Source organism: Acinetobacter sp. UBA3461, assembly GCF_002381195.1.
Classification (GTDB): domain Bacteria; phylum Pseudomonadota; class Gammaproteobacteria; order Pseudomonadales; family Moraxellaceae; genus Acinetobacter; species Acinetobacter schindleri.
Genome location: NZ_DFRO01000045.1, coordinates 84,206 through 96,084, shown reverse-complemented (window position 1 = coordinate 96,084; position 11,879 = coordinate 84,206). Strand labels below are relative to the sequence as shown.

The 11,879-nt window shown below is 43.0% G+C and carries 13 protein-coding genes; 5 read left to right on the top strand and 8 right to left on the bottom strand.

Going from position 1 to position 11,879, the window contains the following annotated elements:
• The 5 genes from B3D47_RS13010 to puuE all read right to left on the bottom strand — a co-directional run.
• Positions 1-584, bottom strand: a 584-nt coding sequence (locus B3D47_RS13010; RefSeq protein WP_286862379.1) for an outer membrane protein OmpK, incomplete at its 3' end; no start/stop codon positions are given.
• A gap of 121 nt (positions 585-705) precedes the next feature.
• Complete coding sequence (locus B3D47_RS13005) at positions 706-2,064, bottom strand: nucleobase:cation symporter-2 family protein (RefSeq protein ID WP_004890829.1); 1,359 nt, start codon at positions 2,062-2,064, stop codon at positions 706-708.
• A 39-nt stretch (positions 2,065-2,103) separates the two neighbouring features.
• Positions 2,104-2,430 carry a hydroxyisourate hydrolase gene (gene uraH, locus B3D47_RS13000; protein WP_004890826.1) on the bottom strand — a complete coding sequence of 109 codons (327 nt, stop codon included), beginning with the start codon at positions 2,428-2,430 and terminating at the stop codon, positions 2,104-2,106.
• Positions 2,427-2,930, bottom strand: a complete 504-nt coding sequence (gene uraD, locus B3D47_RS12995; RefSeq protein WP_004813809.1) for a 2-oxo-4-hydroxy-4-carboxy-5-ureidoimidazoline decarboxylase — start codon at positions 2,928-2,930, stop codon at positions 2,427-2,429. The genes uraH and uraD overlap by 4 nt, the downstream gene beginning before the upstream one ends.
• 145 nt (positions 2,931-3,075) lie before the next feature.
• A complete protein-coding gene (puuE, locus tag B3D47_RS12990; RefSeq protein ID WP_004890824.1) occupies positions 3,076-4,050 on the bottom strand; it encodes an allantoinase PuuE in 975 nt (324 codons plus the stop codon).
• Between the two features lie 239 nt (positions 4,051-4,289).
• Between puuE and B3D47_RS12985 the strand changes: the two genes are divergently transcribed.
• From B3D47_RS12985 to dsbD, 4 genes are all read left to right on the top strand, one after another.
• On the top strand, positions 4,290-4,655 hold the full coding sequence (locus tag B3D47_RS12985) for an HPF/RaiA family ribosome-associated protein (RefSeq protein WP_004813805.1): 366 nt from the start codon (positions 4,290-4,292) through the stop codon (positions 4,653-4,655).
• A 128-nt stretch (positions 4,656-4,783) separates the two neighbouring features.
• Complete coding sequence (locus B3D47_RS12980) at positions 4,784-5,326, top strand: ankyrin repeat domain-containing protein (protein WP_008305788.1); 543 nt, start codon at positions 4,784-4,786, stop codon at positions 5,324-5,326.
• Between the two features lie 26 nt (positions 5,327-5,352).
• A complete protein-coding gene (locus B3D47_RS12975) occupies positions 5,353-6,108 on the top strand; it encodes a transporter (RefSeq protein WP_286862375.1) in 756 nt (251 codons plus the stop codon).
• A gap of 18 nt (positions 6,109-6,126) precedes the next feature.
• On the top strand, positions 6,127-7,950 hold the full coding sequence (gene dsbD, locus B3D47_RS12970) for a protein-disulfide reductase DsbD (RefSeq protein WP_286862373.1): 1,824 nt from the start codon (positions 6,127-6,129) through the stop codon (positions 7,948-7,950).
• A gap of 42 nt (positions 7,951-7,992) precedes the next feature.
• Here the strand turns inward: dsbD and B3D47_RS12965 are convergent, their stop codons facing one another.
• Both B3D47_RS12965 and B3D47_RS12960 read right to left on the bottom strand, forming a co-directional pair.
• Positions 7,993-9,195 (bottom strand): GGDEF domain-containing protein, encoded by a 1,203-nt coding sequence (locus B3D47_RS12965; protein ID WP_163172505.1) that lies wholly within the window; start codon positions 9,193-9,195, stop codon positions 7,993-7,995.
• A gap of 283 nt (positions 9,196-9,478) precedes the next feature.
• Positions 9,479-10,390, bottom strand: coding sequence for an alpha/beta hydrolase (locus B3D47_RS12960; RefSeq protein WP_286862371.1), 912 nt, complete (start codon positions 10,388-10,390; stop codon positions 9,479-9,481).
• Positions 10,391-10,548: 158 nt separating this feature from the next.
• On the opposite strand from B3D47_RS12960, the gene B3D47_RS12955 reads away from it, so the two are divergent.
• Entirely contained in the window at positions 10,549-10,986 is a 438-nt protein-coding gene (locus B3D47_RS12955) for a DUF2147 domain-containing protein (RefSeq protein WP_004813793.1), read from the top strand.
• Positions 10,987-11,078: 92 nt separating this feature from the next.
• Here the strand turns inward: B3D47_RS12955 and B3D47_RS12950 are convergent, their stop codons facing one another.
• Complete coding sequence (locus B3D47_RS12950; RefSeq protein ID WP_004813791.1) at positions 11,079-11,429, bottom strand: Spx/MgsR family RNA polymerase-binding regulatory protein; 351 nt, start codon at positions 11,427-11,429, stop codon at positions 11,079-11,081.
• Positions 11,430-11,879 lie beyond the last annotated feature (450 nt).

Sequence of the window (11,879 nt, the reverse complement as noted above, 5' to 3'; positions counted from 1 at the left end):
GTCCAGTTCAACTCACTCTTGTGATTTGAATCTTCACCTGTTGACCAATCCAAGAAAGCATCTGCTAAGAATTCTTCAGAACCAATTTTAAACGGCACTGCATAAGTGATTGTCATTTGATAATCATCTTTAGTATTTTCGTTATTTGCTCGGTAGAAGTTAATATTTGCATAGCTAGTATATGGAATATCTAGTGCAAAACCAATACCGTATAGGAAGTTATCAAAGCCTTCACCACCTTCCCAAGTAGTTGATACTAGGACATCCTTGACTGGGCCAAAAGAAAGATCTTTACCTGATACTGCACCAAGGCTTAATCGAGGTGAAAACTCGAAATAAGTTGATTTACTGTCTGCATCAGTTCGTGCACGATCCATAAAGAAGAATACATCGCCATATTTTAAGCCAGCAGCATATTCAAGAGTTAAAGTTGCCTGTTCTTCTTCAGGTTCAACTGTAAACACTTGTTCATAGTTCTCACCATAAAGACCAGTGATACTAAAATCTTGCCAGATAGGCGCTGCTTGAGTAAAAGCCGCAGTGGAAGCTAATGCACAAAGTGCCGCGATTTGTTTAAGTTTCATTTAATATCTCTCCCCCAAGAAAGCAGATAAAGCATACAGATTAATAAGTAAAAATAAAGTGAAAATTGATCGGTAACTGAAATTTATATGCAATATTCCGACCAACTTTTTTAACCCAGGTTTAGTGGTGGCTATCTACTACCGGTTCAGCATTGGCCAAATTCTTAGGCTGAAACCAGTTTAAATGGTTGAATAAGATATTCAGTAAAATGGCCATTAAACAGGTTGAACTAATGCCAGAGTGGAATAAAGTTTGAACCCATTTTGGAAAATCTGCATAAAAGCTATGATCAATAATAGGCACCATTCCGGCAGCAATTGAAGTCGCCACAATGATCAGGTTTTTTTGCTCGTTATAGTCGATCTTCGCTAAAGTACGAATACCACTCGCTGCGACCGTACCAAATAATACCAGGCCTGCACCACCAAACACCGGTACAGGAATAGACGCAATTAAACGACCCATAATTGGTAGCAAGCCCAGTACCACCAGAATAATGCCGCCTGCGGTCACAACAAAACGGCTCTTAACTCCAGTAATCGCCACCAGTCCAACATTCTGTGCAAAAGCACTTTGCATAAACGAACCGAAGATAGGGGCTGCGGCACTCGATAGCATGTCCGCACGCAAACCATCAGAAATACGGTCAGCATCGACTTTGGTACCAACAATTTCACCGACTGCAATAATATCAGCCGTGGTTTCAGTCATGATCACCAAAGTCACAATCAGCATGGAAAGAATGGCTGTCAACTCAAACGTGGGCATGCCAAAAGCAAAAAAACTCGGGAATTGTAACCATGCACCATCTGCCACTTTAGAAAAGTCACCAAAGCCGATTAAACCTGCAATTATGCTTCCTAATACAATAGATAGCAGAATGGACAAACGACGTACTGTGGCATTGCGGGATAAATTCAGCAAAATCACAATAGCTAAGGTCATTAGCGCCAAGCTAACATTTTCTGCACTACCCCAGTTTTCAGCATTTTTGTTGCCACCCATCATCCAGCGTACTGCAACTGGCAGTAAAGACAGACCAATGATGGTGATCACACAGCCAGTGACTACCGGTGGGAAAAACCGGATAATTCTAGAGAAATAGGGTGCCAGGAAGAAACCGATCAGACCAGAGACAATTACCGCGCCATAGACTGCCTGCAATCCTCCTCCGGTGGTCACGATCGCCACCATAGTGGCTACGCCAGCAAAAGATACCCCTTGTACCAAAGGCAAACGAGCACCGACATATTTTACGCCTGCTGTTTGTAAAATCGTTGCCAGGCCACCCACAAATAGTGCTGCGGCAATCAACAGACCGATTTCCATACCGCTCAGGCCTGCGGCAGTACCCACAATTAGGGGAGGGGCAATAATACCGCCATACATGGTCAATACATGCTGCAAGCCATAAGCCGCACTTTTTCCAACCCCTAAAAATTCGTGTTCGGGTGAGACAGTTTTTTCTTGTTCTGACATATAAAATCCTTCTCTATTCTGAATAATGAGCGGGCTAACTTAACTACCGCGATAGGTCGAATAAGCAAAAGGGCTAATCAATAATGGAATGTGATAATGCTGAGCAGCATCTAAAATGCTGAAATGGATCACAGCCTTTGGAAAAAAGGTAGCCAGGCCTTGGGCATCAAAATAGGCTTTGGTCGCAAACTCGATGCAGTAGTCACCGGCATGAATACTGTCTAAGCCAAAATCCGGCACCAGTACCCGGCCATCACTATTGGTGCTAGCAGTCGCCAATACCTGACCTCTGGCATCCATTAATTTGACTTCAACATCGGCTGCAGGTTTACCCAGATGAGTATCAAGAATATGGGTGCTGATCATGCATCAATCTCCTGTGCCAGACGTAACAAAGCAATTTCTAAAAGTTGCTGATGAACAATACGCTTTTCAGTATCCAGGTCATTCACCAGGCGGTAATTCAATGCTGTCAGAATCTCTTCGCTACTACGACCTGCTGCGCGAATCAGGAAGATGAAATCAAATTTTTTCTCATAGGCCAGATTGCCTTTTAGCAAAGCGGCTTGAGTTTCTTCATCTTGTGAAATCGTGGCTTGTTCTCGCTCGGAAAAACCTTCTTCTTTGGCGGTTAAAGCGGTCTGTGCCTGCTTTTCACCAATCCGAGGATGGGTTGCGAGTGCCTTGGAAATCTCTTCCCAAGTCCAGGTCTGTGCCTGTCTTTTGGCAGCTTCGAGCAGCTCATCACTTGAAGTAAAAGGTCGTTGCTGCTTTAATTCTTCAGCCCAACGGTCAATATGCACACACTGCTTGAGCAGCAGTTCAATATCGCTGTCAGATGCCTGGTTAAATTCAGTTAATTGCATAATTTAAGCTTTGTGATCTGTGTTTCTCACTGGAAATTGCAATAACAATGCCAAAGTGCCGATAATCGTATGACAAGCGAGTCCACCAGAAGGTCAAAATAAAAAAGAGAGCAGCATGCTCTCTTTGGGTGATTTCAGTGAATGATTAGTCCTGGTGCGCAGGAAAATGGTGGGTGTACCAATGTTGTGCAATATCGTTACGACGACAGACCCATACTTTGTCATGACTCTGTACATAATCCATAAAGCGCTGCAAGGCTTTGAAGCGTCCCGGACGTCCGAGCAGGCGACAGTGCATGCCAATTGACATCATTTTTGGTGCAGTTTCCCCTTCACTGTAGAGCACATCAAAGGCATCTTTTAAATATTGGTAAAATTGCTCACCTGAATTGAAACCACCCGGAGAGCTAAACTTCATATCATTGCACTCTAATGTATAGGGGATGATCAAATGAGGGCGTTTTTGACCATTTGGTTCAGTTAAGGTGCTCCAAAATGGGAGGTCATCACCATAATAATCAGAGTCATATTTAATCTGAGAAAATTCAGCTAATAATTGACGTGTATTAGGACTGTCGCGTCCGGTATACCAGCCAATTGGCGTTTCACCAAAGAGTTCAGTCAGCACGCTTAAGGCCTGATCCATATGCTGACGTTCAGTTTCAATATCCATATCCTGATAATGCAACCAGCGCTGACCATGGGAGACCACATCATAATCAGCCGCCTTAATGGCCTCGACGATATAAGGATTACGAGCCAGTGCCATACCGACTCCAAAAATTGTCATAGGCCAGCCACGTTTTTGAAACTCCTCATGAATACGCCAGAAGCCAGCACGTGAGCCATATTCATACATTGAATCCATGGAGCGGTGTACTGCTGGAAAACTGGCAGCACCCACGATTTCGGACAGAAACTGCTCGGAACCGCTATCACCATGTTCAACATGATTTTCACCGCCTTCTTCATAGTTCAATACAAACTGTACCGCGATTCGGGCAGCATTGGGCCACTGTGCATGGGGTGGTTTGCCGTGATAGCCGATTAAATCGCGTGAATATTCTTGCTTTTGTATCGTTTCAATCAATTGTTTTCCGCGTAAGTAAGCAGTTGTCACTATTGGTTGTCCTTTTGCTAAAAAAATCAAAATATCACTTGCATATTTTTAAGAGAGGACCGATATTCAAAGTATAAGGACACGGTTCTGCAGACTCAAAAATGTGTTCATCATTCAATGTGGAGGGTTAATCCAAAACGATTTGAAGAAGTGAAATGCAATACAAAACAGCAAGCTACAAACGTGCCAAGATAAAAAATCTGCACTAAAAAGTTATAATGATTTGAGGATGGTATTTTATGAACATTGAACTCCGTACCGATAAAAATATTCGCAATAGTGATCGTCTAATTACTTACGTTCGTACCGAATTAAATCAGGAATTCCAGCGCCACAGTGAGCGTATTACCCATTTCTCCGTGCATCTTAGTGATGAAAATGCCGCAAAAGGTGGCGATGATGATATTCGCTGCATGATCGAAGCACGTCCTGCTGGCTTGAAGCCAATTGTGGTCAACCATCATGGTCACAATATTGATACCGCAATTCGTGGGGCCATTGATCGTTTAAAACGCAGCCTGGAACATGTAATTGAGAAAAAAGACAATGTGCGTGGTAATCCGCTAAAACTTGCCGAAGAAACGGTTACAGATATAGAAGAATAAAAAGTTTGCAGATGAAAAAGGCCCCTACGGGGCTTTTTTCAATTTTAGATAAAATAAACGAATGAGAATAAAACAAATCCTGCTTTATTCGGCATAATAGTCGAAAACGAATTGAAGTGAGCTCCATCATGTTAACTGCGCAACAACAGCTTTTTGTGCAAGCACTCGAAGAACTGGATCTGAATCAGGTGAAAAAGCTCCTGGCAGATGGACTCAACCCAAATTTTATTGATATGGAAAAAGGTCCGGTCATTTCTGTCTGGTCAGATGGTCTGTTCAAATGGTGGGAAGAAGTTTGCGAGGCTTATGAAGCAGGCAATGTTCTATCTAACGAAGAAAAACAACAGAAGCTTCAAGTGCATCTTGATATTCTGGATGCCCTGATTGCAGCCAAAGTGAATCTGCACCTGTGGGATGCCGAAGAAATTTATGGTCCACTTTGGGACGCCGCCAGTGCTGCCTGTGTACCTGCCGTACAACGTTTACTGGATGAAAATGTCGATCCAAATACCCGGGATGAAGACGGCCTGACTATTCTATCTTCAATCTGTGATCTGTTCTTTGACTGTGACTTTGATGAAATTAACTGGGCAGAAGCACTGGAAGAAGAAAAGCAGACACTGGAACTGCTGCGTAGCCGTGGCGCGAAGATGTCCAAAGAACTCGGTTAAGACTTAAAAAGAAAGAGTAGCAATCTATGACAACATTAAAGACATTGGGTTTTGTGGCACTGGCAACTGCGAGCGCGCAGGTATTTGCTGCAGATTTTGCTTTCGACCGTCCAGGCACGGGGTTTAGCACGACGACGATACCAGTAGGGCAGTTAGCCTGGGAACAGGGCCTGCCTTCTGCCAGCTATGTTGAATCAGGCAATGACTATAGCACCACACTCAATGCCGATATGTTGTTGCGTACCGGTTTAAGTGACAGCCTGGAATTACAACTGGGCTGGCAGGGTCCATCCTGGTCTAAAAGTAAAATAGATGGCATTAAATCAGAAGATGATGGCCTCGGTGATATCAGTATTGGTTTGAAAAAAGCTATTGATCTGGATGATGAGCGACTTTCGATGGCTTTACTGGCTGAAGCATTGATTGCGACGGGTAATCAAGGCTTTAGTAATGAAGAAGATATTTATAGTTTAAGTTCAGCTGTGGCTTATCAATATAATGATCTGGTCAATACTTCAATTACCATGCGTTATGAATGGCAGGATGACCAGTGGGCCGTCCAGGCCGTACCCACACTGAAATATAAAATCGCTGATAAATGGTCAGGCTTCTCGGAATTTGTCTATCGCAAGGCTGAAAGCCAGGATTATGAATATGGGCTAGGTACAGGCGTAATGTATGCCCTGAATGATCGTGTTCAGCTGGATGCCAGCGTGGGCGTGGATCTGAATGGTGCTGACAAGAGTTATACCTCAGGTCTGGGCGTAGCGTTCCTGTTCTAGGAGTTTTGACCAGTCGTCATGGATGCCGAAAAACTGAAAGCCTGGAGTAGATCTGGCTCCCGAATCCTGTTCGGGAGTCTGCTGCTGAGTTGTGCAGTACAGGCGCAAGCACCTTTATTGCCGCCTGATCAGGCTTTTCCATTTACGGCGATTTCCAGCAGTTCGCAGCGGGCGGAACTGAGCTGGGAAATTCCTGAAAATTATTATATTTATCAGCATATGGTAGAAGTTCAGCAGGGTGGCCAAACAATGCAACTGGATTTGCCACCCGCTGAAGACCTGCATGATGATAATTACGGTCAGACTCAGGTTTACTATCAACAATTACAGTTCAATATTCCGACACAAGCCTCGCAAACCTATCAGGTGACCTGGCAGGGTTGTGCCAAAGATCGGCTCTGCTACCCACCACAAACAGTTGAATTTAAAACTGATCTGTCCGGTTTGGTGCAATATCAGCCTACAGGAGCTAGTTCTAAACAGTTACTTGATCTGAGCAATTCATCAGACCAGCAAAATACTATTCTGAATAATAGTTCTGAATCTGTCGAGGTGAGTACATTAGATAATAAGGATGGCTCCAGCTTTGCTGCCAAAGACCAAAAATGGTCTGAACAACTGGCAGAAAGTTCATTAGGCTATGGCCTGTTGCTGTTTTTTGGATTAGGTATGCTGCTGGCTTTCACGCCTTGTTCCTTGCCAATGTTACCGATCTTGACCTCACTGATTGTGCGGGATCGACGCGGAATGCAGGCCTGGATGGTTGCCTTATGCTTTGTCATCAGTATGGCTCTGGTCTATGCAGTACTGGGCTTGATTGCTTCTTCTGCCGGACTAAATTTCCAGCGCTGGCTACAGCAGCCCGCTACTTTAATTGCCTTTAGCTTATTATTTGTGGCTTTTGCCCTCAACCTGTTTGGTCTGTTTGAAATCAAGTTGCCACAGCGTTTGGTACATCGACTGGATCAGGTTCAAGCCATGCAACAGGGCGGGACTCTGGTCAGTGCCAGTATTATGGGCATGGTGTCAGCACTGTTGGTGGGTCCTTGTATGACAGCACCGCTGGCAGGGGCATTACTATTTATTTCTCAAACCCAAAGTCAGTGGCAGGGTGCTTTGCTTCTATTTACCTTAGGCTTTGGTATGGGAACTCCTTTGCTACTAGCCAGTGTTCTCGGTTCGCGTATATTGCCTAGAGCGGGACATTGGATGAATCAAGTTAAGGTTCTGTTTGCCTTTATCATGCTGGCGCTGGCATTGTATTTTATTCGCCCCCTGATTTCAGAAGCAGCACTACAGTGGCTCTCTCTTGGGCTGGGTTTAAGCTTTGTGGCCTACATATTGGCACGCTTGTTTTGGATAAATACCGGACTGCGATGGTTGTATATCATCTGCCTGGCAACGGCAGTGCCGTATATTATTTATAGTCAGTATCAGCACAGTCAGCGCTTTTTTGTTGAAACTTCTCAGCAACAGGCGACTTGGCATGTCGCAGCGACTGCTACCGATTTTGAGCAGTTACTGGCTACAGTACCAAAAGGGCAGCGAGTTATTGTCGATGTCTATGCCGACTGGTGTGTGGCCTGTCAGCCCATCGAACACCGGGTGCTAAAATCAGCTCAGGTACAGCAGGCTTTGGCACCGTATTTTCTGATCAAACTGGATCTCAGTCATTATGATGTAACGCATCAAGCACTGTTAAATCAGTGGGAAATTCTGGGTCCACCGACATATCTCTTCTTGAATGACCGGCAACAGGAAATTCGTGGCTTGCGTTTGACTGGGGCTTTTACTGAAGCTGAATTATTAGAACAAATAGAACGTTTTGTTCAAGCGCAATAAAATAATTTTATGCAGTGTGCAATTATGGAAAAGTCACTTAAATCAAGAATGATGCAGTTGCATCCCGCCATCAAGTGTAGCGTTATAGGCTTTAACCAGATTACGACCACTTGCTTTGGCCTGATACAGGGCTTTATCTGCCTGACTCAATAACTGTTGTGGACGAAGTTCTGGACTAGATAATGCAATACCAAAACTTGCAGTGACATGAATGCGCTGACCGTCATCACTATAAATTTCCAGCTGCTGAATTGCAGCACGGCAACGTTCTGCAACCTGACGCGCCTTTTCCAGATTGGAATTTTTCAGGATCAAAATAAATTCTTCACCACCAAAACGGCCAACTACATCACTTTCACGTAGCAGCAAGGTGAGTACCTCACTGACCCGGATCAGGGTTTCATCACCTTTATGATGCCCATAGTAATCATTAATTTTCTTGAAATGATCCAGATCTAACAAAACTAAAGCATAACTTTCCAGTTTCACGCTATTCAGTTTATCCAGACATTGATTGATACTACGTCGGTTAAACAGATTGGTTAATGGGTCAATCTGGCTTAGGTGCTGGATCAGTTTTTCACGGTGTCGCCACTGGCTGAGCAGGATTTCAAACAGCATCATACAGATAGCCAGAATAGGCAGAATAAAATACAACATGGATACCAGCCAGAAACCGTTATAAAACAGTTTGCCTGGAATGGTAAAAAGTGGTGAATAAGTAAGCTGACCGGTATAGCTCAAATAACCGCAAATACTGAGAAAAATTGAAGCTGGAATCAGCATGCTATATACCAGCGTTCGAGAAAACAGGACCAGCCCTACTGTAATCAGGCTCACATAGGCAATCATGGCCACTGGACTGACGACACCAACAATATAGGCATCGCGGCAAAGGGAAACCACAAAGATGCCAACTGAGATATAGGGCAGATAACGTTCGATGCGGGTGTTATTTCGAAATTTATAACAGGGATAAATCAGGCAAAGCAAAATCAGTAAAAACAGGCTATTGAGGATAATCTGCATTTTTGCCACGCTTATATCCACATATTGCCAATATTCAGGACTGAGTAAAACAAAAATATCCCAAAGCATCCAGCTGAGATGGATACCACAGCCAAGTACAAGCATGAGGATACATTTTTTCAGTACCCCCCAATTCATCACCACTTCTTCTTCAACCAGATATTTGGTAATTTTATACTTGAAAATAGCTTGCAGAGCAGGCGAGATACGCTTCATACAAGGCTGTATCCTATAATGACCATTCTAAATTATAAATATCGTAATAAATAAAATGTTTTATTTCTTGGGCTTAAGATAGCATGAATATACTGCGAAAGAGAATGGTTATATTTTGTACAGATGGGTCATTTTAGTAAAGTTTGAAATTTACATCGTTGTAACATGCGAAAAGATTACAGGATGGGCAGGTCACAGTGATGCATCTGGCTTTTTAAATATTTACCAAATAGAAAATTTTCCTGCACCATCCTGAAAATTGAAAAATATAAAAACTGGGCTTTTAGTCCCGATCCAGACGGTGTGCAAAGTTTGCCAAATCAGCCAGAGATTGTCGGGCCTCATCAAACCAAGCGCTAAACATCTGAAAATTGTGCCACATACCAGTATATAGCTTGAACTCTACTTCAACCCCTGCTGCGAGAGCCTTATCACGGAGACGCTGCGCATCATCCAGCAGAATTTCCTTGGAACCGACCTGAATATGCATGGGTGGCAGACCAGTTAAGTCGGAAAAATAAGGTGATACTTCAGGATTGCCATGCTCAATCGACGAAGGTACATAGTATTGAATGCCACTTTCTAATGTTTCAATGGATAACAAGGCATCATGTACCTGATTGTAGCGCAAGGATTCACTAGTCAGGGTCAGATCAACAAATGGAGAAAGCAGGATCAGACCACTGGGCTGCGGAAGTTCCAGTTTTTGAATTTTTAGGGCTAGCGCCAGTGCCAGATTTGCTCCACAAGAATCTCCAGAGAGAATGATGTCTTTGGCTTGCACGCCTTGATCTAACAGTTGCATATACACATTGAAAACGGCATCCAGGGCGGCTGGATAAGGTGCTTCAGGAGCAAGTGGATAATCTACATGCAGCACCTGCATCTGGGTACGGGCAGCAATCTGGGTCATAAAAGCACGATGGGTCTTCATTGAACCCAAATAAAAGGCACCCCCATGAATATGGAAAATCAGCTGGGTAGCTTCTTGCTGTGGCTTGATTTCCTCTGCATTCAGCCCTGCCAGTTTTAAGGATCGTATTTCAATATTTTTGTCTACAGGAAAAAGTTTGCAGAACTGTTCAAGGGCTTTTCTGAGCGCAGTAGGCGGGAGATTAAACTGGCTGGGTTTACGGATGGAAGTCTTTAAAATCGTTTCTGTAATTAACTGTTTCGTAAGGGGACTAATCTTCATTTTCTTTCCATCTTTTTATGTTTTCATTGGTCTGGTATGTTATTTACCAACAATATTTACAAGGTTACACTAGATAGTCACATCCAGAAATTGAAAAATTGTTGTGACTTAATTAATACTACAACGGTCTACTCACAGACTTAGGGAAAGAAACAAAAATGAAAAAAATCGCGCTTATGTTAGGACTACTGGGTTTAAGTGCATTGGCGAATGCCGCAGATCCTTTAAACGGAACAGTCTGGAAAACAATTGATGACAAAACCAATCAGCCAAAGGCGATTGTAAAATTTACTGAACAAAGCAATGGGACTTTAAGTGCCAGCATTCAGAAGGTTTTGACCAAAGGTGAAGAAAATGCCTGCACGAAATGTGAAGGTCCATATCACAACAAATCTCTGAAAGGCCTGACCATTGTTAAAGGTCTGAAAAATGTGGGCGGTACCAACTATGAGAGTGGTTCGATTCTTGATCCACAATCAGGTAAGACCTATAAGCTAAAAGGTAACCTAGCTGATGGTGGCAAGAAGCTGCAACTGCGTGGCTTTATTGGTGTAGCTGCGCTGGGCCGTAACCAGACCTGGATTCGTGCAAACTGATTCTGAGTCTGAGACTGTTAAAGCCTGACGATTGTCAGGCTTTTTTGTGGCTATAAATCGGTTGCTATATTGAACTCTATTATTAGTTCGCTTTAATTATTCAGCGCACGATAGGCAGTTTCATCAAAGCCCGCAATAAAACCTGAACCAGTTGCCAGAATTGGACGTTTAATCAGACTGGTATGAGTCATTAAGGCAGCAAGCAGATTTTCCTCATTTGCCAAGGCGGTTTGCTGCTCTTCTTCACTGAGTTTGCGCCAAGTGGTACCTTTTTTATTCAGCACAACTTCCTGACCCAATGTATCTAGCCAAGTCTTTACAGTTTCAGCATCGATTCCCTGTTTTTTATAGTCATGAAACTCATAGCTCAAACCCAGTTCACCCAGCAGATCAAATGCTTTCTTCATTGAATTACAGTTTTTAATTCCATAGATCTTCAACATGATCATCACCCATCTAAATTTTACTGTAGCTTAGCGAAATTTAATGATTACAACCATGATTATGAAGAAAACCCAAAGTAAAAAATGAGACAAGAATAGATACATAGCAGATACAGGAATGTCATGAAATTGACATCTGATTTGTGCAAAATAGTAATGAAGATAAAGGCACGAAATAAAAAGAAATGAGAAGCTAATAATGTTATAAAGGCGCTAAAATGAGAAAACCCGCATCTAATCATCCTGATTATGCGGGTCTCATCTCAACGTCCGATGTCACATCCATGCAAAACAAGCTAAATCTTGTAGTCTGTTTTATTTCTTCCTACGGCTTCCTGTCCTTTTGTTGTCATCCTGACATGTCCTTGTGCCGTGTAAATATAATGCTGTGTATTTAGCTATAAAAATAGCTGTTAATACGTCTTGTTATGTAAGTGATTAACACTAACT